This is a genomic window from Mycobacterium interjectum (assembly GCF_900078675.2).
GTDB classification, from domain to species: domain Bacteria; phylum Actinomycetota; class Actinomycetes; order Mycobacteriales; family Mycobacteriaceae; genus Mycobacterium; species Mycobacterium interjectum.
The window spans coordinates 2,752,402-2,775,075 of sequence record NZ_LT546237.1 but is presented as its reverse complement, the minus strand read 5'-3'; the positions used below and the strand labels follow the sequence as shown (position 1 = coordinate 2,775,075).

The window sequence follows — 22,674 nt, the reverse complement described above, 5'->3', positions numbered from 1 at the left end:
GCGCTACTTCGGCGCCGTGAGCTCCAGCGCGATGTTGTCCGGGTCGCGGAACTCCAAGATGTATGACGGCCCAATGTCTTTGACGGGCTCGTGCGCCACGCCGACATCGTCGAGATGGGCGGCCGCGGCGTCCAATTCGGCCTTGCTGCCAACCCGGAACGCGATGTGGTCGAGGCCGACGCGGTCCTCGTCGAAGCGGTCCGTCGCGACGGGCCGCAGGCCGAGCAGCGTGCCGCCGAGGTCGTAGATGACGCCGCCGAACAGGAAGCCGTACTGGCCGCGGGTGGCCTCGTCGGCGTTCTCAGGGACCTCCAGCAACACCGGCCAGCCGAAGACGCTCTCGTAGAACTGCCGGGACCGCTCGATATCGGTCACGGTCAGGCGGACGTGCGCGATCGAGGTGCTGGTGAAACCCATCCAGCCCATGCTGCCAGAATCGCGTCTGTGCAGATAGCGATGACCATGCCGGTAATGGAGCCGGATTTGGATGCGGTGGTGCTCGAAAACTGGGCCCGCGTGATCGACGACGGCCCTTTCTCGTCGCTGTGCTGGGGCGAGCGGATCGCGTTCGACAACCCGGACAACCTGACCCTGCTCGGTGCGCTGGCGGCCTGGACCCACCGGGTGCGGCTGCTGACGACCGTGATCGTGCCGCAGTTGCACGACCCCGTGATGCTGGCGAAGGCGCTGGCCACCGGGGACATGCTGTGCGGCGGGCGGCTGACGGTCGGCGTCGGCGTGGGCGGCAGGCTCGAGGACTATCACGCCGTGGGCGCCGACCCGGCGGCGCAGACGATGCGCGGCATGGCCGACCGGGTGGCCGTGATGAAAAGGGTGTGGGCCCGCGAAAAGCTCACCGAGTCGGTGCTGCCCGTCGGCCCGCCCCCGGTCCAGGCCGGTGGTCCGCCGCTGTTCGTCGGCAGCATCGGGCCGAAGACGATTCGCAGCGCCGCGGCGTGGGCCGACGGGCTGGCCGGCACCACGTTGGACCTCGACGTCGCCAAGCAGGACGACCTGTTCGCCGTCGCACGCGACGCGTGGGCGCAGGCCGGCAGGCCCAAACCGCACCTGGTGACGTCGTTCTGGTTCGCGTTCGGCACGCCCGACGACGCCCGCGCCCAGGTGCATCGCCACCTGCGGCGCTACATGAACTGGATACCGGCCGAGTACGTCGACGCGATGGCGCCCGTGACGGGCTGGGCCGGCAACGAGGACGAGCTGCTGGCGGTGCTGCGCAAGTTCGAGGGCATCGGCACCGACGAGGTCCAGCTCATCCCGACGAGTTCGGACGTCGACCAGCTGCGCCGGGCGGCCGACGTCGCGGCCCAGCTCTAGTCCAAAGGCCACTAGGCCGGGCGGCGCTCGCCTGCGATCTCGGGCTGCTGGGGAGGCTGCCCTTTGCGCAGCGTCGCCAGCAGCTCGCGGTACGGGCCGACGAGGTAGACGGTGTCGCCGGCGCATAGCCGGGCGTCGCGTCGCGGGTGCAGCTGGACCGGCGCGTCCTCCCGGGTGATCGCGATGACCCGGGTGTGGGTGGACAGCTCGAACATCCGCAGCCCGTCCAGTTCGCTGCGGGCCGCCACGTGCATGCCGCCGACCATGAACGAGCGCTGCCCGACCCAGAACGTCCCGAGCACCTGCAGCCCCATGGCGGCGCCGATGAACCACGGCGCGGCCAACTCGACGGTGGAGCGAACGTGTTCGAAGCCGAACCGCTGCGCCACGGCGACGCCCAGCGCGCGGTCGAATATCCGCAGCACGATCGGCACGTCGGGCCGGATGACTTCCGGCATCACCCGCGGGCCCAGCATCTCGCGCAGCACGATCCCGATCTCGATGTTGACCATGTCGTCCTGGGTCAGCACCGCGACCGCGCGGGCGTGCTCGACGCGGGCCGACTCGAGGGTCTGAGCCAGTGTCGCGTCCCCGAAGACCACGGGCACCTCGAGGTCGGCGGCGGTCGACAGGAAGCGGTTGTTCTCGTCGCGTTCGATGACCGCCACGTCGTATCCCGCCGCGACGAGATCCCTGACGACGCGGCTGCCGAACGACCCCAGCCCGACCACGATGATGTGGTTGCGCAGGTGGCGCGCCTGCCGGCGGCCGGCCGAGTAGGCGAAGCGGCGCGACAACAGCAGGTCGGCGATGAACGCGACCAGCAGTGCGGTGGTCATCACCCCGGCGAACATCAGCGTGATGCTGAACAACCGCAACCAGGTCGGTTGGTGCAGGAAGCTGAAGTCGCCGTAGCCGACGGTCGCGATCGTCTCGGTGCTGAAGTACAGCGCATCGACCCAAGTCATCCCGGGGTGGGGTTGGTAGGTGAACCGCAACACGATCGTTGACCCGATCAGCAAGCTCAGTGCGGCGGCCAGCGCGCGGAAAAACATCGGGTTGACGTCGTTGCGCAGGGTCCGTACCGCGTCGAACGCGCGCCGCAGCTGGGGCGGGCGGGTGCGCACCCGGGTCGCGCGCGGGATCTTGATGCCCAGGCCGGCCAGCTCGTCCGGGGTGCCGATCATCGCGGTCCAGTCGCCGGCGTGCACCGGCAGGTCGCGGCCCGGGCAGGCCGCCACCTCACCGGGGCTTGGGGAGTTGGGACCGTGAATCACCGCCACCGGCGCCAGGTCGCCGTAGATCTCGCGCAGGGTCCCGTCCCGGGGCGCCTCGGCGTCGGAGACGACGAACGTGATGCCGGCCGCCTCGAACGGGTGCGTGCTGTGCGCCAGGCACGCCTCGACGACCGACGGCGCCGCGAGCTCGGCGACGTCCAGGATCGCTCCGGGGCCGTTGTCGTCGGCCACCGCTTCGCGGAGCACGTCATTGCCCAGCCGCGCGACTACGCGCACCCTGGGATTGGCTTTCCTTGCCAGCAAGGCGATTTCGAGGTTTATCGCATCGTCGTCCCCGGCGCACACGACGGCGAGCGCGCGATCGGCCTCGACGTGGGCAAGCTCGGCGGGGCTGGTGAGCTTGACGACGCTGACGCCTGCGTTGTTCAGCTCGTCGATGATGGTCGTGGCCAGCGCGTCGTCACCGCTGACGATGATGTGCCGTCGCATGCTAGAGCGGTGGATCGCCGTCTTGAGGGGTCATCGATGCATTATCGCCGCCGACGCGGCAAGACACGAGTTCACGCGCCGGTTTGCTACCTCGTCGAAACGCCGGATCGGCCCACCGGCGACGGACGCAGCGGGGCTGAACCGTTGTCCCGCAACGAAATCAGAGGACCTTGATGTCGGACGGGGACCAGAACGCCCGCATCGACAAGATCTTGGCGTCCTCGTCGAACGTCATGTGCGAGATGGGCGAGATGCGGCTGCGGCTGTCGCCGGTGTCGAGCGTGAGGTGCCACAAATACGCCGCCTCGCTGCCGCCGAGCCGCAGCTCCGCGAGTTCGGTCTCTTTCTTGAGGTCTTCGAAACCCGCGTAGAACTCGCGGATGGCGTCGTGTCCGCGCCGCACGTCCGATCCGATCGGATCCTCGACGGTCGCGTCGGCGGCATAGAGGGTCAGGATCTCGTCGGGTTTGCCGCCGGCGACGAGCTCGAGGTAGCGATTGACGGTCTGTGCGATGGCTTCCTGGGAGGGCATGGCTTGGGAACATACTCCTCGTCGCGATACTGGCGGTGTGCCTTTCATCGAATGCGTCGCGTCCCGCGAGATCTATCGCAACCGCTGGCTGGTGATCCGGGAGGACGACATCCGCCGTCCCGATGGCAGTCTGGGCATCTACGCGGTGGTGGACAAGCCGACGTACGCGCTGGTGATGCCGTACGACGGGAGCCGGTTTCGGCTGGTGGAGCAGTTCCGCTACCCGCTTGGCGCGCGGCGCTGGGAATTCCCACAGGGCAGCGCTCCGGATCTTGTCGATGCCGAGCCGACACGGTTGGCCGAGCGCGAGTTGCGCGAGGAGACCGGGCTGCGCGCGACGTCGTTCGAGGCGCTCGGCCAGCTCGACGTCGCCGCGGGGATGAGCAGTCAGCGCGGCTGGGTGTTCCTGGCCACTGGGATCGCCGAGGGCGAATCCGATCGCGAGCACGAGGAACAGGACATGCGCAGCGAATGGTTCTCCCGCGAAGACGTCGAGCAGATGATGCGCACCGGGGTGATCGTCGACGCGCAGTCGATCGCCGCCTACGGATTGTTCCTGCTACGGGAGCGATGAATTCTGCTGTCGGTGGCGGTCGATACCGGCATGACGATCACGCACCGCAATCTCGACGGGTATGGGGCGCCTCCGATTGAATGGGACCGCGTCAAGGCAGTGCTGGACGGTGAGCTGACGCAGGCGCCGGGCAGCGGCGGCCCGGAACGCCACACGGTGTGGCTCGCGACGATCAATCCCGACGGAAGCCCGCATGTGACGGCGATCGGGATGTCGCAGGACAACGGCGGCTGGTACTTCACCTCGGGTCCGGCGACCCGCAAGTCGCGTAACTTGGCCCACGATCCCCGGTGCGTGTTCAGCGTGGCCACGGAACCGTTCGACTTGGTCATCGAGGGCGTCGCCCGGCGGGTCACTTCCGCGGGCGAATTGGCTTCCGTGGCGGACTCTTTCGTGCGGGGTGGATGGCCGTGCGAGGTTGCGGGCGACGCGCTGACGGCTCAGTACAGTGCGCAATCGGCCGGTCCGGCGCCGTGGCACGTCTATCGGATGGAGCCGTCGACGGTGGTCGCGCTCGGAACCTGCGAGCCGTTCGGTGCGACGAAGTTTCAGCTGGGCGAAGCCAAATTCACGACGCGCCCCTAGCCGTGTCCGCTGTTGATGATCCGCATCATCTTGAGGTTGATCCGAACGAAGCGCCAGAACTGTACGAGCAGGTTCTGGCGCATCCGCAGCGTGGCACGGGTTGGCAGTGGGGCGTCGGCGATGCGTTCGGCGGTCCGAGCGTCCACCTCGGAATAGATGTTGTCGTCGCCCATGGGATCGCCTTTCATTCCGGGATCAGCCACCAGAACGGTCTGGCCTTGGCCTTGTAGATGAACAGGTAATGCAGCATCACCTTGATCCAGTGGCCGGCAAGGCCCAGTTCGCCGGAGGTGCCGGCGATGTCACGGCCGGTCTGCGGGTACTTCACCGGGTTGGGGACAACCGGGAACATGGTCATTGCCGCGGCCGAGCCCTTGCGCAAGCCGGTCCCGGCCGAGGCGACGCACGCGGCGCCCATGGTTGCCATCGAGGCGCGGTGGGCGGGGGCGCCCGGGTTGTTGATGCGGTCCCGGATGGTCTGGGCGATCGTCTTGGCCATGATTCCGGACGGCATGCCGGTCCGCGGTGGGCTGGGGGTGATGACGGTTCCGTTAGGACTCTTGCGTGGCCGGGAGATCGGGTGCGGGGGCGCGAACGCGATCCCGGGCGCGAAAATGTTTGGGTACGCGGGGGACTCATAGGTGTGCGGCCAGTCGTCGGCGGACCATTCGTCGTAAGGCTTGCCCGAGTAGTCGGCGTCGACTTTGAGAAAGCCCGACGGCGCGAACAGGACGGACGTGATGTCATTGCCGTCCCTGTCGTAGGCGGCGAGGGCGACGCCTTTGAACGGCGGCAGCAGCATCGCGAAATCGAAGTCCAGGTCGTACTCCTTGCCGTTGAGCTGCTCATAGCGCAGCTTGCCTTCCATCACCTCATGCACGGCAGCCTGGGTGATGGCCTTGACGCCGCGCTCGCGGAACAGCGACTCGGTCCACAACCGGCTGGATTGGACGAATCCTTTGTCGACGAAGCTCATACCGTTGACGCCGAAGTCGCCCAGCTCGTACTCGTTGGTGAGGTAAATGATTTCGGCGAGGTCGCGCACGCCGGCGGCGCGCAAGACATGCTCGACGTTGAAGGTGTATTCGAACGCCGCGCCCTCGCAGGTGCAGGTGCCATGCCCGACGCCGATGACAAGACGCTGCTTTTCACCGGCCTTCAGTCTGGCGATGACCCGATCGAGGGCCTTGGCCGCCTCGACGGCGTGGTCGGCAGTGCAGACCGAGTATGAGTGTCCGTCGGGTCCGAGGCCGGGAGTGGCGCCGAAGTTCAGCTGTGGGCCGGTGGCGTTGACGAGATAGTCGTAGGTAAGGGAGGCGGACTGGCCGCGGTGCTCGTCGTCGGTGTAGGTGAAGTCCACCGACGGCGCCGACTGCTCGGCCGTGCCCTCGGGGCGGATCGCGGTAGCGAACCCCTGGTGGAAGACGATGCCCTTGCGCTGGTAGATCGGCCTGAGGGGGATGAGGACCTTGGTTGCCTCCATTCGGCCGACGCCGACCCAGATGTTCGACGGGATCCAGTTCCAGTCCGGATTTGGCGACACCACGACTACCTCGTGGGTCCGGGGGAGCCGTCGACGCAGATGCAGCGCGGCAGTGTGTCCGGCGATACCAGCGCCGAGGATGACGACTCGTGCCATTGCTGCTCCTCAGTGAGACCTGCCCGGCGGGCTCATAGCTGACGCCAGCATATACCCACGGGGGTATATGGTTGCCAGCCTCCCGTCTGACCACTATGCGGCCCGTGCGTCGGCGAGGTTAAGGGCCAAAGGTCCCCTTGCGTGTGGGTCGAGCGGAACAACGGCTTCCGGCCGAACAGAAATACCCATGGGGGTATCTATGTTATAGTTGGAATCATGGAACGCAGCGTTGCGCTGTGAGGTCGAAAGGATGCGAGATATGTCCGTAAAAGCCCTGACCGCGGCCGATTTCGAGACGACGATTGTGGAAAATCCCATCGTGCTCGTCGACTTCTGGGCAGCTTGGTGCGGCCCCTGCCGGGCTTTTGCACCGGTCTTCGAACGGTCCGCCCAGAAGCACGCTGACGTCGTTTTCGCCAAGGTGGACAGCGACACGGAAAGGGAGCTGGCCGCGACGGTGGGCATTCGGTCCATTCCGACCGTCATGGCGTTCCGCGACGGGATCCTCGTTTACAGCCAGCCGGGAGCGCTGCCGGAATCGGTGCTCGAGGACCTGATCGACAAGATCAAGGCTCTCGACATGGAGCGGGTGCGCACTGCGATCGCCGAACGCGAAGCGGCCGCAACGGTATAGCCGCGAATCATGTGCTACCCGGTGTCCTGCCTTCGCTGCGGCAAGACCACTTGGGCGGGCTGCGGCAGGCACGCGGACCACGTCATGAAATCGGTTCCCCCGGGCCAACGATGCATCTGCCGTCATGACGCCGCCAGGTGACGCATCCCGCGGGCGGCGCGCCGCTCCTTTTGTCAGGGAATAGCTGCGCCCCGCTGTGACGTGACAATCGGCCCTACGCCCTGAAGGCGGATTAGGTGCACGCTTACCAAGACGCACCAAGTATGCGAGTTGAGGGTTGTTTCAGGAAGGACGGATTGTCGTGAGCATCGATTCAGATGGAGGCGCCGCGACGGCACAGATGCCCCGCATCGGTGACCCAGCCCCGGCATTCACCGCCCCGACCACCCAGGGTGAGATCAACTTTCCTGCTGACTACCAAGGAAAATGGGTGATCCTGTTCTCGCATCCGGCCGACTTCACCCCGGTCTGCACCACGGAGCTCATGACCTTTGCTTCGATGCAGCAACAGTTTGCGACGTACAACACTGAACTGGTGGGACTGTCGGTCGACGGGCTGTACAGCCACATCGCCTGGCTACGGACGATCAAAGACAAGATCGCCTTCCGTGGACTCAAAGACGTCGAAATCGCTTACCCCGTAATCGAAGACGTCTCGATGGAGGTGGCCAAGAAATACGGGATGATCATGCCCGGCGAAGACTCGACCAAGGCGGTACGAGCGGTTTTCGTCGTCGATCCGCAGGGCACCATCCGTGCGATCATCTACTACCCGCTCAGTCTCGGCCGTAACTTCGACGAACTGCTGCGCGTGGTCAAGGCGCTGCAGACCGCGGATCATTTCGGTGTCGCAACTCCTGCCGATTGGCGCCCCGGTGAACCCGTAATCCTGTCGGCCCCCGGCTCCGCGGGCACCGCCGAAGAGCGCATGCGCGGGCGCATGGATAAGACCCATTGCGAGGATTGGTTCTTTTGCACCAAGGAGCTCACCGCGGAGGAAGTTGAATCCGCGATTCGCACTACCAGCGACGCGGGGCTGTAACGACACAGTTGGCCGACCTCTCCGTCGACGCACTGGCGATCGAGTTTAGCGATCTAGCGGAATCATTCGGAGTTGGGCAGCGCAGCATCGGCGCTGCCTTGCCCACGCCGCGTTGCTAGCGACCACCCGGACGTCCAAGGCCGGCCGCCGCCCGGATCTCCCGACGCGCCGCCCCGTGGTCGGCGTCGGGAAAGATGTAGTGGCTCAACGCGGTTCGCGCGACGGCGCCGGCGAGGTCGGCAGGATCCACCGCCGCGGCGAAGGCGCCCTCGCGGGCGCAGCGCTGCAATACGGCCGTCAACCCATCCGCGAGCATGGGCAGCGCCTGCGCCATCTGGTCGTGCGCGAACGCCGGCTCCAGGTCGAGCAGCCGGCCGGGCGGTTGGGCCTCGACGAAGGTCGCGACGACGTCCACGGCGGCCTCCAGCCGTGCGACCCCGACGACGCCGGACATCGCTTGGTCCATCGCGGCGTTGAAGCGCCGGCGCTCGCGTTTCCCGAGCGCGTCGATGAGCTCCTCTTTGGACGCGAAGTACCGGTAGATCGTGGGCCGGGACACCCCGGCCCGGGCCGCGACGTCCGACAGCGACAGCTTCCGCGCCCCGGCCCGGAATACCAGCCGCTGGGCCGCGTCGAGGATCCGATCGGACAGATCCACCACGGCGACCCCTACAGTCTGCCGAGCTCGCGCAGCCACGAAATCAGCAGTCGCAGGCCGTCATCGAACGACATGGGCGCGTAGCCCAGGCGCCGGGTGGTCAGGTTGTCGGTCGCCCTGGGCCTGCGCTCGCTTTTGGCCGCGGCCGCCGCGATGGCCATCAGGGTGGGCCCGAATTCGGCGGCCAACGCCTCGGGATCCGTGCGGTAGTCGAGATCCTCGACGCGATGGTCGATTCCCGCGATCTCACACGCCCGATTGATGCCCCCGGCGGTGCTGAAGGTGTCCTCGGGCCGGCCCACCAGCAGGTAGCGCTCACCGGCCACGCCCTTGTCCAGCGCGGCGATCGAGCCCTTCGCGACGTCGGCCCCTGCCACCCAGGTCACCGGAAAAGCCAGGTAGCGCTTGATCTTTCCGCGCATCCCGGCGAGCAGCACCCGATTGAAGCTGGTGCGATGCAGGGCCCGTTCGACCACCAGGCCGGGACCGAAGATCGCGCCCGGGTGGCAGGTCAGCACGTCGTCGCCCGCGACGGCGCGCTCGTGCGCGTCGAGGAAGGCGGCGAGTTTGGTGACGGTGTAGGGGTCGCCCGGCGGGTTGCGCAGCACGGTCGCCTCTTCGAAGTCGACGCCGGCGCCCAGATCGAGGAACGTGGCGGTGCTCAGGGCGACGACGCGACGCATCCCGTGCGCCTTGGCCGCGTCCAGGACGTTCGCGGTGCCGACCACGTTGACGGCCTTGAAATCCTCTAGGTCCTGGCTCGCGCCGCCCAGCAGCGCCGCGCAGTGAATGGCCGCCTCGGCCCCCTTGGCGGCGCGCAGCACGTCGTCGGCGTCGGTGATGTCGCCCTTGACCAGTTCCACACCGATACCGGTTAGCGCGGTCGCCTCGTCGGGATTGCGCACCAGCGCGCGCACGCGGTCGCCCCGCTCGATCAACTGCTGGCACACGTTGCCGCCGGTCTGCCCGGTCGCTCCGGTGACGAAGATCGTGCTGGTCATGGCGACCCTCCGTTGATTACATATCGAACATAATCAGTAAAGACTGTAAACCTTGACATCGCATTGTTCTATATTCAGCTCCATGACACTCGATCCCTCCAGCGTTCTCCTGACCGACCGGGTCGCGGTGGTCACCGGCGGCGGCGCGGGCATCGGCCGCGGCATCGCGGCCGGGCTGAAGGCCTTCGGCGCGCGGGTCGCGATCTGGGAACGCAACGCCGATTCGTGCGCTTCGGCCGCCGAGGAGATCGGCGCGCTGGGGCTTCCCGTCGACGTCCGCGACAGTGCCGCGGTCGACGCCGCGCTGGCGCAGACGACCGCCGAACTCGGGGCGGTGAGCATCCTGGTCAACAACGCCGGCGGGGTGTTCTGGTCGGGAATCCTCGACACCAGCGAAAACGGTTGGGACGCACTGTACAAGGCGAACCTGCGCCACGTGTACCTGTGCACGCAGCGGGTGGCGCGCATCCTCGTCGAGCAGAAACTGCCGGGCAGCATCATCAGCGTCACCTCGATCGAGGGCGTTCGCGCCGCACCCGGCTACGCCACCTACGCGGCGGCCAAGGCGGGTGTCATCAACTACACGAAGACCGCGGCGCTGGAACTCGCGCCGCACGGCATCCGGGTCAACGCGCTGGCGCCCGACATCACCCTGACCGAAGGCATCAGGGCGATCGCGCCGCCCGGCTCCGAGCAGCGATTCGGCCTCACCGTGCCGATGGGGCGTGCCGGCCACGTCGACGAAACGGCAGGCGCGGCAGTTTTTCTCGCCTCCGACATGTCCAGCTACACCACCGGCCAAACGATTCACGTCGACGGCGGCACCCACGCCGCCGGCGGCTGGTATCACCACCCGGAGACCGGTGCTTACGCGCTCGGGCCGACGAGCGGCTAGGCGCGGATCAACCGGCCGCGCGAAACCAGCGACCCGACCTGCTTGAGCCGCTTGCTGCGAACGCTGACGTCGTAGGCCTGGATGTGGTCGACGGCGGCCAGGCGCTCGGCAAGATAGCGATAGAGGTGTCCGGCGTCGCGGCAGATCACGACGACCATCAGGTTGGCCGGACCGCTGACCGCGGCGACCGAAGCGACTTCTGGGTGCCGGGCGATCTGCTCAGCCACCGACGCGAGGTGGCGCGGCACCGTGGAGATCCAGATCATGGCGTTCAGCAAGAATCCCAACCGCTCCGGCAGCACGTCGATGTCGTAGGCGAGGGTGTCGGAAGCCTGCAGCGCGGCCAGTCGGCGCTTGACCCGCGCCGGNCGTCCTGGCCGCCGTCAACTCCAAAGTCAGGGCGGAGGATGTGCTGTGAAACTGGGTATCGGGCTGCCGAACCACGTCGGCGGCGTCGCGGGCCCGGCCGTGGCCCAATGGGCCCGCCGCGCCGAGCAGCGCGGGTTCGAATCGGTCGCGACGATCGACCGCCTGATCTACCCCGGGATCGACTCGCTGATAGCCCTGGCCGCCGCGGCCGGCGCCACTGACAACCTGACCTTGGTGACCAATGTCCTACTGGCCCCGGTGTATCCAGTCGTTCCGCTGGCCAAGCAGCTCGCCGGCGTGGCTCACATCTCCGGTGGCCGCCTGGTCGTCGGCCTGGGGGTGGGTAACCGGTCCGATGACTACACCAGCACCGGCGCCGATTTCCACAGGCGTGGCCGGATCCTCGACGAACAGGTCGAGCGCATGCGCCGGCTGTGGGCCGGCGGACNCCGGCGACCACCCGGTGAGCGTCGCCAACGCGCTGTCGGCGATGCGGCCGTCGTTGGCCAACGCGTCCAGCAGCGGCTGATCGTCGGCGGTGGGCGCGGCGGGCCGTTCCGCGTTGGCGCCCGCGACTTGCGGCTGCAGTGCCTTGATCTGTTCCTCATCCAGGGGATGGCCGTGCCCGGTCCAGTGCGCGCCGGTGGGTGAGCCGAACACGTTGAGTACCAGGTCGATCCGCATTTCGAGGACGGCCGACGTGCGAGGCAGACGGTGCAGCAGCCCGTCGCCGGTGTCGCCGATCGGCGCGCGGATAACGCAGACGAGTTCGGTGCCACCGGATAGCACGTTGGCGTGGGTGACCTCGGGTCGGCGGACCAGCGCCTCGGCGAGCCGCGGCAGGTTGTCGGGTTTGGCGTGTACCCGCACGATCCACTGGCATTCGCCGTAGACGCGGGGATTCACCACGCCGATCACGCGGAGCGCACCGTCGCGGCGCAGGGCCCGGTAGCGGCGCGCGACCGTTTGTTCACCGGCGCCGATCACTTCGGCGATACGCCGGAACGGCGCCCGCGGTGCGAGCTGCAGAGCGTGCAGAATATGACCGTCTAACGGCTCCATCGTGAGGAAAACACTACAGAATTTGGGACCATGTGTCCTCTTTTTGCCGCTTACGTGGATATTTCTGGCCAGGACCGACGGCGGGCGCGATGCTGGGGACACCTTGTTGTCAAAAGCGGAGGCACCCAATGGAACTGACGGGCAATACCGTCCTGGTCACCGGTGGCGGCACCGGAATCGGACGGGCGATCGCCATCGCGTTGCACCGACGCGGCAACCGGGTGGTGATCGCCGGCCGGCGCACCGCCGCGTTGCGAGCCGTCGCCGAGGCGTATCCGGGTATCGAATGGCATCCGTTGGATATCGCCGATACCGCGTGCATCGGGTCGTTCGTCGCGATGCTGGAACGTCGGTGGCCCGATCTCAACGTGCTGGTCAATAACGCGGGCGTGATGGCTATCGAAAGCCCCGACACACCCGACCCAGCGGTGTCGACATCCGTCGTCGCAACCAATCTGCTCGGCCCGATCGTGCTGACATCGTTGCTGCTGCCGACGCTGCGCAGCCGGCCTGATGCCGCGATCATCAACATCACCTCGGCGCTGGCCTTCGTTCCGCTGGCGATCGCCCCTAGCTACAGCGCAACCAAAGCGGGGCTGCACGCTTATACCGAAGCCCTGCGTATCCTGTTGCACGAGAGTGGTATTCAGGTCATCGAGATCGCTCCACCGCGGGTGGGTACGGAGATGGACGGCCCCGGAGATCCCGACTCGGTCGACGTGGACGAGTTCGTCGCCGAGGTGATGGCGTCGCTCTCCGCGCGGCCGCCGGTCACCGAAGTCGTGGTCGACGCCGCCCGTGCGCTGCGCTACGCCGAACGGGAGGGCCACTACGACCGCGTCCTGGCCGCCGTCAACTCCAAAGTCAGGGCGGAGGATGTGCTGTGAAACTGGGTATCGGGCTGCCGAACCACGTCGGCGGCGTCGCGGGCCCGGCCGTGGCCCAATGGGCCCGCCGCGCCGAGCAGCGCGGGTTCGAATCGGTCGCGACGATCGACCGCCTGATCTACCCCGGGATCGACTCGCTGATAGCCCTGGCCGCCGCGGCCGGCGCCACTGACAACCTGACCTTGGTGACCAATGTCCTACTGGCCCCGGTGTATCCAGTCGTTCCGCTGGCCAAGCAGCTCGCCGGCGTGGCTCACATCTCCGGTGGCCGCCTGGTCGTCGGCCTGGGGGTGGGTAACCGGTCCGATGACTACACCAGCACCGGCGCCGATTTCCACAGGCGTGGCCGGATCCTCGACGAACAGGTCGAGCGCATGCGCCGGCTGTGGGCCGGCGGACCCGTCACCGATGACACCGCGTTATGCCCTGCGCCCGTGCATATTCCGCTGCTCTTCGGTGGACGGTCCGCGGCCACGGTGCGGCGGGTGATCAGCGTCGGCGACGGGTGGGCGGCGGGCGCCGTGCGCCACTATGACGAACAGGCGGCGCTGGCCGAGCGCATCCGCGCCGGTTGGCGGGCCGCGGGCCGGCCCGGGCGCCCCTACCTGCAGGCATCGGTGAACTTCGGTCTGGGGTCGCCCGAGGCCGTCGCGGAAGGACGGGACCACTTGGCGCGCTACTACGGGTTCGCTCCGGAGTACGCCGCGGTGAACGTCGCCGATATGGTCTGCTCCGCGGACGACGCGCGCGGCACCGTCCGCCGATATCGGGAACTGGGCTTCGACCGGCTGCTGTTCCATCCGACGGGCGAGGCTCTCGAGCAGGTCGACCGCCTCGCCGACGCGATCCTCTAGAGCGAGTCCCTAGTCGCCGGTGTCCAGGCCCGTGTGCGCCGACATCCCGCCGTCGATCGCAATCAGTTGGCCGGTGATGTAGCGGGACCGCTCCGAAGCGAGGAAAACGACAAGCTCGGCAACGTCTTTCGGTTCGCCGAGATACGGCGTCAACGTCGCGCGGCCGAGGCCGGCGATGACGTCCTCGGACAGATGCGCGCGAACGGCGTCCGTGAGGATCAATCCCGGCACGACCGTGTTCGCCCGGACGCCGCCCTTTCCCTCGCTGGTCGCGACGTACAACGTCAGGGTGTGCACCCCGGACTTCGACACGGCGTAGGCCAGCCGGGTTTTGTCACCCGAGAGCGCCGCGCCCGACGACATGTTGATGATGGAACCGCCTCCGCCCCTTCGTATTTCGGGGACCGCGTACTTGCACATCAGCAGCTGGCTGCCGAGGTTGACGTCCAGGGAGCGTCGCCACACGTCCAGCGGCATCTCGGTCACCGTGGTGTCGCGGGACAGGAAGTCGCTCGCGGTCAGCGCCGCGTTGTTGTGCAGCACGTCGACCCGGCCGAATTCCGCGGCGGTGGCCTGCACCACCTGGCGCGCGGTGCCCTCCTCGGCGAGGTCGCCGCCGAGGGCCAGCGCGCGCGCCCCGGTCCGCCGAATCTCCTCGGCGACCGCGGCGGCCTTGGCCTCGTCGATGTCGACGACCGCGACGGCGGCGCCTTCGCGCGCCAATTCGTGCGCGGTCGCCGCGCCGATACCGCCCCCGCCCCCGGTGACTATCGCGACCTTTCCGGCGAGTCTGGACATGGAGTTCTCCTTTTGGCCGACGCACAAAGAAGTTAGCCTGATTCGATGCCGCGTATTGCGCCAATCCCGATGGAAGAGCTCAGCTCCCATTCCCGCGAAATCGTGGAGGCCGGCGTCGCCGCCGGTCTGTATGCCACGCCGGTGCCCCTGCAGATCTTCGCGTATCGCAGCGCGCAGCTCGACCAGGTCAACGCGGCCAGGCACCAGCTGGGCGCCGGAACGCTGCTCGGCGGCCGGATCCTGGAGTTGCTGCGCATCCGCAGCGCCCAGCTCGGCGAATGCGAACCCTGCAGCCAGTCGCGCAAGCACGACTCGATCACCGACGAGGACGTCGCCTGTCTGCTCGCGCCCGGCCACGGGGCGCTCACCCCGCAGGAACAGATGGCCGTCGAGTTCCTCGACCTGCTCTCGTCCGACCATCACGCCATGGACGACGAGTTCTACCAGCGGTTGGGGGAGCACTTCACCGCCGCGCAGATCATCGAACTCGGATTCACCTGCGCCGGGGTGATGGGTGTGCATCGCTTCATCCACACCCTCGACGTCTACGGCGACTCGCCGCCGGTCATCGAGTATGACGAGGGTCAGGTCGACAGCACCAAGCCGGCGTGATCGGAGTGGCGGACCTGTCCTTCGACCACGCCAACGCATTCCATCGGTTCATGCGCAGCTTCGCGGCCACGAAGGCGGGCGGGGCGTTTCTCCGCCCGACGGCACACCACCTCGACCGGGTCATGACTAAAGTCACCGGCGGCAGGAGCAGCTTCGCCGGGCTGGTGACCGGAGTTCCGGCGGTCATCCTCACCACCACGGGTGCCAAATCCGGGGAGCCGCGCACCGTCGCGCTGTACGGCATCCCGCACCCCGACGGGGTGGCCCTGATCGCGTCCAACTTCGGCGGCGCGAAGCACCCGGCCTGGTACCACAACCTCAAGGCGCACCCGCAGGCCACGGTGTCGATCGGCCGCGACACCTGGCAGGGCACCGCCCGGCTCGCCAGTCCCGGCGAGCGCGACGAGATCTGGGCGAACGGCCTCAAGATGTATCCCGGCTGGAGCAACTACGAAGCGCGCGCCGGCGACCGTCGCATCGAGGCGTTCATCCTCAGTCGCAATTGAATTGCGTTGTGCCCAAGGCATGAGACCGCCGGAACTTGGGTATTTCCGGCTGGCCGGTGCCTGACCGTGCCCCAAGTTAAGCTAGTGGGAGCCGTCCAGTGGGCCGGCACCGAGCGAAGCGGGCCGGAGTGGCCGGCGGTGGGAGCAATACGTGAACCGCGGCGACGACGACCAACACCTCACCGAAGCGGTGGGGGAGAGCACCGCGGACTACGGCACCCAGTTTCTCGACGAGCTGGATAACGGGTCGGCCGCTACCGAGGCGGAAGTCACCGAAGGGCTGCCGAGCGGATCCGCGCTGCTGATTGTCAAGCGTGGCCCGAACGCCGGTTCCCGGTTCCTGCTCGATCGGCCGGTCACCTCGGCGGGGCGCCACCCTGACAGTGACATTCTTCTCGACGACGTCACCGTGAGCCGCCGACACGCCGAGTTTCGCCTCGACGACGACGGCAATTGGGCCGTCGCCGACGTCGGCAGCCTCAACGGCACCTACGTCAACCGGCAGCCGGCCGACGCGGCGGTGCTGGCCAATAACGATGAAGTGCAGATCGGTAAGTTCCGGCTGGTCTTCCTGACCGGATGAGCTTGGCCTCGGCGGGGTTTTCGTGCGCGAGTCAGCCCTTCATTCCTCGTTCGCTCCTGATGAGCAGGGCGGGGCCGCCGAGCATGAGTGCCAATGCGAAGCCGGTGACGTCGGTGCTGGTGGGTTGGTGGGTGCTCATGTCGAACGCGGTGATCCCGAAGGTGACGAGCAGGGTGAGCACGAAGGTCATGCCGGTGTAGCGGGTTGGCGCAAAGGCGAGGAAGACCAGCCCGATGACGGCGAGGAACAGCGACAACATCAGGTCGACGCCTGAGCTTCGCGTGCCACCAACCTAGCCTCCTCACCGCCAGGCCCACAGATTAGCTGGTGCGACATTGGTGCGGGAGGTAAATCCTCCGCTGAACTGCGTGAATGTGGTGCCCCCGGCAGGATTCGAACCTGCGGCCTTCTGCTCCGGAGGCAGACGCTCTATCCCCTGAGCTACGGGGGCGCACCCACAGAGATGTTGCGCCATCGGGCCCAGCCAGAGTAACGCATCGGCGTGACGGTCGTGACCCCGCCACAGCTCAAGATTCGATCACGAAGCCCTCGCGCGGGCACTCGGGCGCAGCGACCCGGGCGATCGCCCGGTGTGTCTCTTGACCAGTCGGTGCAGCGTCGCGGGATCCGCCAACCCCACGGACGCGGCGATCTCCTCGAGCGGCATGCGTGTGGTGCGCAACAGATGCAGCGAACGCTCGAGGCGAACTCTCTGCACCAGCTGGAGCGGACTGAGGCCCACGGCATTTCGCGTCCGTCGCGCCAGGGTTCGGGTGCTAAGGCCGCACAGCCGGGCCAGCGAGTCGAGTGTGTGCGGTTCGTCCAGCCGGGCCCGGACGAAACGCTCGAGCGTCGCGACCGTGTCGTCGCGAGCCGCCAGGTGCGAGGGAATGAGGAAACTCGCCTGCGACGTGCGCTGATCGGCCACTAGTCGGTTCGCGAGTTCGTCGGTGAGCGCCGCGCCGCCGAGGCGGCGCATCAACGCGAGCATCAGGTCGATGTGGGCGAAGGCGCTGCCGGCCGTCCAGACCGGCCCATCGCGAACGACCATTTCGTCGATGACGACGCGGGCCGCCGGCGCGACCCGGGCGAGATCGGCGCCAAGCCACCACGTCGTGACGCAGCGCCGTTGATCGAGCAGTCCGGCGGCGGCGAGGACGAATACGGCCGTGCACGAGGCCGCGATTTCCGCGCCGCCGCCCTCGGCGCCCGCCAACCACTCGGCGGCGACGGGGACGTCGGCGCCGCTGAGCCGCTCGGCGATCTCCTCGGGCTGCGCGGCGCCCAACCCGGGTACGACGACGACGTCCCTCGCCGTGGCGTGCGCGAGCGGTTGCGCGGCGACGGCCAGGCCGCCGCGCAGGACGACCTGGCTCTGCGGCGAGACGAACCGAAGGTCGAAGGCCGGTTTGCCCAGGATCCGGTTGGCCGCCGAGACCACGTCGATCGTGACACCCACCGCGCTGGCGCTGGCCCCGTCGAGCACCAGCGCATCGAAACCGATCATGTGGCGAATTATGCAAGAAAGCTGTCTGCCCTGCCACTGGATTCCGCGGCGAAGGTGGAGGAAATTACGACAGCAAGACCCCGTGAAAGGACGATGCCATGCCGTTGATGCGCGTAACACTGACGCCGGGCGCCTTCGACGAGAACGGCAAGGAGCGTCTGGTGACAGGTCTCACCGAGGCGGCATGCCGTGCCGAGTCGGTGCCCGACCAGCCCCTACACCGGACGCGGGCCCTGGTCCTGCTGCACGAGCTCTCGCCCGGGGGCTTTTACTCCGCGGGCGTCCCGGCGAACGCCGCTGTCGCCGGCGTATTCATCGATTGGCAGGTCAGCGCCGGGGTCCTCGACGGCGCCCGCAAGGCGCGATTCGCCGGCGAACTTCAGCAGGTCGCCGAATCGGCGGCTCGCGGCGACGGCGACAAGATGGTCGTCACGTCGTGCGTCATCCACGAAGTGCCCGAAGGCCAGTGGGCTCAGAACGGGGCGATCCGCCGACTCCCGGACATCGTCCCGCTCGCGGGATTCGAGCACCTGACCTCCGTCGCGCCCGGATGACTATTCGTCCGGCGGAAGCGTTGGCGCAAGCCATGATTGGCGGGCCGAACTCCCGCTTCCGCCTGCCCACACCGGCACTGATCCTGGACGAGGCGGCGCTGGACGCCAACATCGGCCGAATGGCCGAGCGCACGCGCGGCAGGGTTGCCCTGCGCCCGCACGCCAAGACGCACAAATGCGCCTGGATCGCCAGAAAGCAAATCGCCGCCGGCGCCGTAGGGATCTGCTGCGCCAAAATCGGTGAAACCGAAGCACTTTCGGTGGCCGGCGTGCGCGGCATTCTCCTGACGTCGCCGGTCGGCGATCCGCTGATGCAAGCGGTTGTGCGACGTGGCAGCGCTCGACCCGGGGTTTGCGTGTGTGGTGGATCATCCCGATCCGGTGACCGCGCTGAGCGGGGTGGCGCGCCGCCGCGGCATTTGCGTCAATGTCCTCATCGACGTCGACGTGGGGCTGGGCCGCACCGGCGTTTCCGGTCCGCAACAGGCGGTCGCGCTGGCCGAGCACGTCCATCGGTGCGGGGGTCTGGCGTGGCCGGCGTCCAGGGCTACGGCGGTCATTGGCAGCACATCGCCGGCCTCCAAAAGCGTTGCGAGGCAGTCGGCGTCGGCATGGAACCCTTGCAACAGTGGTCGACGCGCTTCGAACCGCCGGTTACCGGGTCGGCGTCGTCAGCGGCGGCGGCACCGGCACCGTCGAGGCCGATCTGGACTTGGGTGTCCTCAACGAAGTACAACCGGGCTCGTATGTGTTCATGGACGTCCAGTACTCCGACGCACTGGGCGACGACGACGATGGAGCCTTCGAAACCAGCTTGTGGGTTTCGAGCCAAGTGATCAGCGCCAACGCCGACGCCATCGTCACCGTCGACGCCGGCCTCCAGGCTTTCGCGACGGACGGCCCCCTGCCGCGTCCGGCCGGTGCCCGGTTCGGAAGCTCGACGTACATGTTCTTCGGCGACGAGCACGGCGCACTCACCCGGCCCGCCGGCCCACCCGTCGGTCTCGGGGAGCGCGTGGAGTTCGCGAGCCCGCACTGCGACCCCACCGTCGATCGGTACGACGCCTACCACGTGGTTCGTGGCGACCGGCTTGTCGACATCGTGCCGATCGAGGCCGCGCGCGCCAGCCGATAGCGACCGGGCTTGCCGCATGTCCGCGCCCTGAACCGGCGCAGGCCCCGGTGCGGCAGCGCTGCCACCTGCAATAGATTCGGGGCCGGGGGACTCTAGCCAATAGGATGGACGCTCGTGACCCCCGCCGACCTGGCTGAGCTGCTCAAAGCCACCGCCGCCGCGGTGCTTGCCGAGCGCGGGCTCGACGCTGCCGCGTTGCCGGCGACGGTCGCGGTGGAACGGCCGCGCAACCCCGAGCACGGCGACTACGCCAGCAACCTGGCGCTGCAGCTGGGCAAGAAGGTGGGCGCCAACCCGCGTGAGCTGGCCGGCTGGCTCGCCGAAAAGCTGGCCGACGCCGACGGCATCGCCGAAGCCGACGTGGCCGGCCCGGGCTTCATCAACATGCGTCTCGAGGCATCGGCGCAGGCCAAGGTCGTCAACGACGTCCTCGACGCCGGCGACGAGTTCGGCTACTCGGACGAGCTGGCCGGGCAGAAGATCAACCTGGAATTCGTCTCGGCCAACCCGACGGGGCCGATCCACATCGGCGGCACCCGCTGGGCCGCGGTCGGCGACGCGCTGGGCCGGTTGCTGTCCACCCAGGGCGCCGACGTGGTGCGCGAGTACTACTTCAACGACCACGGCGCCCAGATCGACCGGTTCGCCAGCTCGCTGATCGCCGCGGCCAAGGGCGAGCCGACCCCCGCCGACGGCTACGCCGGCACCTATATCAACGACATCGCCGCGCAAATCCTGCAGAAGGCGCCCGATGCGCTGAGCCTGCCGGACGCCGAGATGCACGAGACCTTCCGGGAAGTCGGCGTCGACCTGATGTTCACCCACATCAAGGAGTCGCTGCACGAGTTCGGCACCGACTTCGACGTCTACACCCACGAAGACTCGATGCACACCAGCGGCCGCGTGGACCAGGCCATCGCCCGGCTGCGCGGGACCGGCAACGTCTACGAGAAGGACGGCGCAACCTGGTTGCGCACCAGCGCTTTCGGTGACGACAAGGACCGCGTCGTGATCAAGAGCGACGGCAAGCCCGCGTACATCGCCGCCGACATCGCCTACTACCTGGACAAGCGGCAGCGCGGGTTCGACCTGTGCATCTACATGCTCGGCGCCGACCACCACGGCTACATCGCCCGGCTCAAGGCCGTGGCCGCCGCCTTCGGCGAGGACCCGGCCACCGTGGAGGTGCTCATCGGGCAGCTGGTCAACCTCGTCCGCGACGGCCAGCCGGTCCGGATGAGCAAGCGGGCCGGGACGGTGCTCACCCTCGACGACCTGGTCGAGGCGATCGGCGTCGACGCGGCGCGCTACAGCCTGATCCGCTCGTCGGTGGACACCGCCATCGACATCGACCTGGCGCTGTGGTCCTCGGCGTCCAACGAAAACCCGGTCTATTACGTGCAATACGCGCACGCCCGGCTGTCGGCGCTGGCCCGCAACGCCGCCGAGCTCGGCCTGATCCCCGACACCGCGCACCTCGAGCTGCTCACGCACGACAAGGAGGGCACGCTGCTGCGCTCCATCAGCGAATTCCCGCGCGTGCTGAAAACCGCGGCCGCGCTGCGGGAACCGCACCGGGTATGCCGGTACCTGGAGGACCTCGCCGGTGACTACCACCGGTTCTACGATTCGTGCCGGGTGTTGCCGCAGGGCGACGAGCAGCCCACCGACCTGCACACCGCGCGCCTGGCGCTGTGCCAGGCCGCCCGCCAGGTCATCGCCAACGGGCTGACCATCCTCGGCGTCAGCGCCCCGGAGCGAATGTGAACGTCCATCCCGCCGGTCCCCGGCATGCCGACGAGGCGCGTCACGCCGAGAGCCCGCCGCGCCCGCAATCCCCCGAGGAGCTGCTGCGGCTGGACCCGAACGTGTGGCCGCGCAGCACGACTCGTGACGAAAACGGAGCCGCGGTCATCGGCGGCCTAGCCGTGACCGACCTCGCGCAGGAGTACGGGACCCCGCTGTTCGTCGTCGACGAGGACGACTTCCGCTCCCGCTGCCAGGACCTGGCGACGGCGTTCGGCGGCGGCCACAACGTGCACTACGCCGCGAAGGCTTTTTTGTGCACCGAGGTAGCGCGCTGGATCGACGAGGAAGGCCTGTCGCTCGACGTGTCCACCGGCGGGGAACTGGCCGTCGCGCTGCACGCGGACTTCCCGCCGGAGCGGATTATCTTCCACGGCAACAACAAATCCGTCGCGGAGCTGACCGCCGCCGTCAAGGCCGGGGTCGGCCACATCGTGCTCGACTCGATGATCGAGATCGAACGCCTCGACGCCATCGCGGGGGACGCGGGCATCGTCCAGGACGTGCTGGTGCGCCTCACCGTGGGGGTCGAGGCGCATACCCACGAGTTCATCTCCACCGCCCACGAGGACCAGAAGTTCGGGCTATCGGTGGCCAACGGCGCCGCAATGACGGCGGTGCGCCGGGTGTTCGACACCGATCACCTGCGGCTGGTGGGGTTGCACAGCCACATCGGCTCCCAGATCTTCGACGTCGACGGCTTCGAACTGGCCGCACACCGCGTCATCGGCCTGCTGCACGACATCGTCGCCGAGTTCGGCGTCGACAAGACGGCCCAGCTGTCGACGGTCGATCTCGGTGGCGGCTTTGGCATCTCCTACCTCGCGCTCGACGACCCGCCGCCGATAGCCGAATTAGCCGCCAAGCTGAGCGCCATCGTGCGCAACGAGTCGGCGGCGGTCGGGCTGCCCACCCCGAGGCTGGTGGTCGAGCCGGGGCGCGCGATCGCCGGGCCGGGCACCATCACGCTGTACGAGGTCGGCACCGTTAAGGACGTGGACGTGAGCACGACGGCGCACCGGCGTTACGTCAGCGTCGACGGCGGCATGAGCGACAACATCCGCACGGCGCTCTACGACGCGCAGTACGACGCCCGGCTGGTCTCGCGGATCAGCGACGCACCGGCGGAGCTGGCGCGTATCGTCGGGAAGCACTGCGAGACGGGCGATATCGTCGTTCGCGATACCTGGGTCCCCGGCGACCTGCAGCCGGGCGACCTGCTCGGGGTCGCCGCCACCGGCGCCTACTGCTATTCGCTGTCGAGCCGTTACAACATGATCGGCCGCCCCGCCGTGGTCGCCGTGCGCGGGGGGCGCGCACGGCTGATCCTGCGCCGGGAAACGGTCGACGACCTGCTGAGTCTGGAAGTGAGGTGACCC

Annotated in this window: 27 protein-coding genes, 1 tRNA gene and 2 pseudogenes; 17 read left to right on the top strand and 13 right to left on the bottom strand. The window is 67.9% G+C overall.

Annotated features, from left to right (window positions below; translation table 11 throughout):
* Positions 1-3: 3 nt before the first annotated feature.
* Entirely contained in the window at positions 4-417 is a 414-nt protein-coding gene (locus BN4348_RS47725; protein ID WP_066914968.1) for a VOC family protein, read from the bottom strand.
* Positions 418-456: 39 nt separating this feature from the next.
* On the opposite strand from BN4348_RS47725, the gene BN4348_RS47720 reads away from it, so the two are divergent.
* Positions 457-1,335, top strand: a complete 879-nt coding sequence (locus tag BN4348_RS47720) for an LLM class flavin-dependent oxidoreductase (protein WP_066914710.1) — start codon at positions 457-459, stop codon at positions 1,333-1,335.
* A gap of 11 nt (positions 1,336-1,346) precedes the next feature.
* Here the strand turns inward: BN4348_RS47720 and BN4348_RS47715 are convergent, their stop codons facing one another.
* Entirely contained in the window at positions 1,347-3,062 is a 1,716-nt protein-coding gene (locus tag BN4348_RS47715; protein ID WP_066914709.1) for an NAD-binding protein, read from the bottom strand.
* A 160-nt stretch (positions 3,063-3,222) separates the two neighbouring features.
* Positions 3,223-3,594, bottom strand: a complete 372-nt coding sequence (locus tag BN4348_RS47710; protein ID WP_066914708.1) for a nuclear transport factor 2 family protein — start codon at positions 3,592-3,594, stop codon at positions 3,223-3,225.
* On the opposite strand from BN4348_RS47710, the gene BN4348_RS47705 reads away from it, so the two are divergent.
* Positions 3,593-4,168, top strand: coding sequence for an NUDIX domain-containing protein (locus BN4348_RS47705; protein ID WP_276002296.1), 576 nt, complete (start codon positions 3,593-3,595; stop codon positions 4,166-4,168). The genes BN4348_RS47710 and BN4348_RS47705 overlap by 2 nt on opposite strands.
* Before the next feature lie 12 nt (positions 4,169-4,180).
* A complete protein-coding gene (locus BN4348_RS47700) occupies positions 4,181-4,753 on the top strand; it encodes a pyridoxamine 5'-phosphate oxidase family protein (protein ID WP_235852777.1) in 573 nt (190 codons plus the stop codon).
* On the opposite strand, the gene BN4348_RS60095 is transcribed toward BN4348_RS47700, so the two are convergent.
* Positions 4,750-4,926: a hypothetical protein gene (locus tag BN4348_RS60095; RefSeq protein WP_160040518.1), complete on the bottom strand. Its 177-nt coding sequence runs from the start codon at positions 4,924-4,926 to the stop codon at positions 4,750-4,752. The two genes, BN4348_RS47700 and BN4348_RS60095, sit on opposite strands and share 4 nt — an antisense overlap.
* 11 nt (positions 4,927-4,937) lie before the next feature.
* The gene (locus BN4348_RS47690) at positions 4,938-6,392 is read right to left on the bottom strand and encodes an NAD(P)/FAD-dependent oxidoreductase (RefSeq protein WP_066914705.1); all 1,455 of its coding nucleotides are present in this window, start codon (positions 6,390-6,392) and stop codon (positions 4,938-4,940) included.
* 259 nt (positions 6,393-6,651) lie between these two features.
* Here BN4348_RS47690 and trxA point away from each other — a divergent pair, with 259 nt between their 5' ends.
* Together trxA and BN4348_RS47680 are read left to right on the top strand one after the other, a co-directional pair.
* On the top strand, positions 6,652-7,026 hold the full coding sequence (trxA, locus tag BN4348_RS47685) for a thioredoxin (RefSeq protein WP_066914704.1): 375 nt from the start codon (positions 6,652-6,654) through the stop codon (positions 7,024-7,026).
* A 340-nt stretch (positions 7,027-7,366) separates the two neighbouring features.
* Positions 7,367-8,068 carry a peroxiredoxin gene (locus tag BN4348_RS47680; RefSeq protein WP_066914703.1) on the top strand — a complete coding sequence of 234 codons (702 nt, stop codon included), beginning with the start codon at positions 7,367-7,369 and terminating at the stop codon, positions 8,066-8,068.
* A 115-nt stretch (positions 8,069-8,183) separates the two neighbouring features.
* On the opposite strand, the gene BN4348_RS47675 is transcribed toward BN4348_RS47680, so the two are convergent.
* Together BN4348_RS47675 and BN4348_RS47670 are read right to left on the bottom strand one after the other, a co-directional pair.
* A complete protein-coding gene (locus BN4348_RS47675) occupies positions 8,184-8,726 on the bottom strand; it encodes a TetR/AcrR family transcriptional regulator (protein WP_235852776.1) in 543 nt (180 codons plus the stop codon).
* 11 nt (positions 8,727-8,737) lie between these two features.
* The gene (locus BN4348_RS47670) at positions 8,738-9,727 is read right to left on the bottom strand and encodes an NAD-dependent epimerase/dehydratase family protein (RefSeq protein WP_066914701.1); all 990 of its coding nucleotides are present in this window, start codon (positions 9,725-9,727) and stop codon (positions 8,738-8,740) included.
* Positions 9,728-9,809: 82 nt separating this feature from the next.
* Here BN4348_RS47670 and BN4348_RS47665 point away from each other — a divergent pair, with 82 nt between their 5' ends.
* On the top strand, positions 9,810-10,622 hold the full coding sequence (locus BN4348_RS47665; protein WP_066914700.1) for an SDR family NAD(P)-dependent oxidoreductase: 813 nt from the start codon (positions 9,810-9,812) through the stop codon (positions 10,620-10,622).
* Here BN4348_RS47665 and BN4348_RS47660 read toward each other — a convergent pair.
* Positions 10,619-10,924, bottom strand: a complete 306-nt coding sequence (locus BN4348_RS47660; RefSeq protein WP_235852775.1) for an Lrp/AsnC family transcriptional regulator — start codon at positions 10,922-10,924, stop codon at positions 10,619-10,621. The genes BN4348_RS47665 and BN4348_RS47660 overlap by 4 nt on opposite strands.
* A gap of 19 nt (positions 10,925-10,943) precedes the next feature.
* On the opposite strand from BN4348_RS47660, the gene BN4348_RS61690 reads away from it, so the two are divergent.
* Positions 10,944-11,642 carry an LLM class flavin-dependent oxidoreductase gene (locus BN4348_RS61690; RefSeq protein ID WP_328589065.1) on the top strand — a complete coding sequence of 233 codons (699 nt, stop codon included), beginning with the start codon at positions 10,944-10,946 and terminating at the stop codon, positions 11,640-11,642.
* A gap of 288 nt (positions 11,643-11,930) precedes the next feature.
* Here the strand turns inward: BN4348_RS61690 and BN4348_RS62205 are convergent.
* Positions 11,931-12,053 (bottom strand): annotated as a pseudogene (locus tag BN4348_RS62205) (AsnC family protein); the annotation flags it as partial.
* An 89-nt stretch (positions 12,054-12,142) separates the two neighbouring features.
* Here BN4348_RS62205 and BN4348_RS47650 point away from each other — a divergent pair.
* Both BN4348_RS47650 and BN4348_RS47645 read left to right on the top strand, forming a co-directional pair.
* On the top strand, positions 12,143-12,940 hold the full coding sequence (locus BN4348_RS47650) for an SDR family oxidoreductase (protein ID WP_328589021.1): 798 nt from the start codon (positions 12,143-12,145) through the stop codon (positions 12,938-12,940).
* Complete coding sequence (locus BN4348_RS47645; RefSeq protein WP_066914698.1) at positions 12,937-13,794, top strand: LLM class flavin-dependent oxidoreductase; 858 nt, start codon at positions 12,937-12,939, stop codon at positions 13,792-13,794. The genes BN4348_RS47650 and BN4348_RS47645 overlap by 4 nt, the downstream gene beginning before the upstream one ends.
* Before the next feature lie 9 nt (positions 13,795-13,803).
* Here BN4348_RS47645 and BN4348_RS47640 read toward each other — a convergent pair whose 3' ends face one another.
* Positions 13,804-14,592 (bottom strand): SDR family NAD(P)-dependent oxidoreductase, encoded by a 789-nt coding sequence (locus BN4348_RS47640; RefSeq protein WP_066914964.1) that lies wholly within the window; start codon positions 14,590-14,592, stop codon positions 13,804-13,806.
* A gap of 45 nt (positions 14,593-14,637) precedes the next feature.
* On the opposite strand from BN4348_RS47640, the gene BN4348_RS47635 reads away from it, so the two are divergent.
* From BN4348_RS47635 to odhI, 3 genes are all read left to right on the top strand, one after another.
* A complete protein-coding gene (locus BN4348_RS47635; RefSeq protein ID WP_066914697.1) occupies positions 14,638-15,204 on the top strand; it encodes a carboxymuconolactone decarboxylase family protein in 567 nt (188 codons plus the stop codon).
* A 5-nt stretch (positions 15,205-15,209) separates the two neighbouring features.
* On the top strand, positions 15,210-15,710 hold the full coding sequence (locus BN4348_RS47630) for a nitroreductase family deazaflavin-dependent oxidoreductase (protein WP_066914962.1): 501 nt from the start codon (positions 15,210-15,212) through the stop codon (positions 15,708-15,710).
* Between the two features lie 190 nt (positions 15,711-15,900).
* Positions 15,901-16,293, top strand: coding sequence for an oxoglutarate dehydrogenase inhibitor Odhl (odhI, locus tag BN4348_RS47625; RefSeq protein WP_372513948.1), 393 nt, complete (start codon positions 15,901-15,903; stop codon positions 16,291-16,293).
* A gap of 31 nt (positions 16,294-16,324) precedes the next feature.
* Here odhI and BN4348_RS47620 read toward each other — a convergent pair whose 3' ends face one another.
* From BN4348_RS47620 to BN4348_RS47610, 3 genes are all read right to left on the bottom strand, one after another.
* A complete protein-coding gene (locus BN4348_RS47620; RefSeq protein ID WP_066914695.1) occupies positions 16,325-16,552 on the bottom strand; it encodes a hypothetical protein in 228 nt (75 codons plus the stop codon).
* Between the two features lie 116 nt (positions 16,553-16,668).
* Positions 16,669-16,744 (bottom strand) — tRNA-Arg (locus BN4348_RS47615).
* A gap of 87 nt (positions 16,745-16,831) precedes the next feature.
* The gene (locus BN4348_RS47610) at positions 16,832-17,800 is read right to left on the bottom strand and encodes a GlxA family transcriptional regulator (RefSeq protein WP_066914694.1); all 969 of its coding nucleotides are present in this window, start codon (positions 17,798-17,800) and stop codon (positions 16,832-16,834) included.
* A 107-nt stretch (positions 17,801-17,907) separates the two neighbouring features.
* Here BN4348_RS47610 and BN4348_RS60090 point away from each other — a divergent pair, with 107 nt between their 5' ends.
* The 5 genes and pseudogenes from BN4348_RS60090 (at position 17,908) to lysA (ending at position 22,671) form a co-directional block, all read left to right on the top strand.
* The gene (locus BN4348_RS60090; protein ID WP_160040515.1) at positions 17,908-18,354 is read left to right on the top strand and encodes a tautomerase family protein; all 447 of its coding nucleotides are present in this window, start codon (positions 17,908-17,910) and stop codon (positions 18,352-18,354) included.
* Positions 18,355-18,684: 330 nt separating this feature from the next.
* Positions 18,685-18,822, top strand: a pseudogene (locus tag BN4348_RS62880) (hypothetical protein); the annotation flags it as partial.
* Positions 18,823-18,982: 160 nt separating this feature from the next.
* Positions 18,983-19,489 carry a type III PLP-dependent enzyme domain-containing protein gene (locus BN4348_RS61680; RefSeq protein ID WP_066914692.1) on the top strand — a complete coding sequence of 169 codons (507 nt, stop codon included), beginning with the start codon at positions 18,983-18,985 and terminating at the stop codon, positions 19,487-19,489.
* 114 nt (positions 19,490-19,603) lie between these two features.
* Positions 19,604-21,256 (top strand): arginine--tRNA ligase, encoded by a 1,653-nt coding sequence (argS, locus tag BN4348_RS47595; protein ID WP_066914691.1) that lies wholly within the window; start codon positions 19,604-19,606, stop codon positions 21,254-21,256.
* Entirely contained in the window at positions 21,253-22,671 is a 1,419-nt protein-coding gene (lysA, locus tag BN4348_RS47590) for a diaminopimelate decarboxylase (RefSeq protein WP_066914690.1), read from the top strand. The genes argS and lysA overlap by 4 nt, the downstream gene beginning before the upstream one ends.
* The last annotated feature ends 3 nt before the right edge of the window (positions 22,672-22,674 follow it).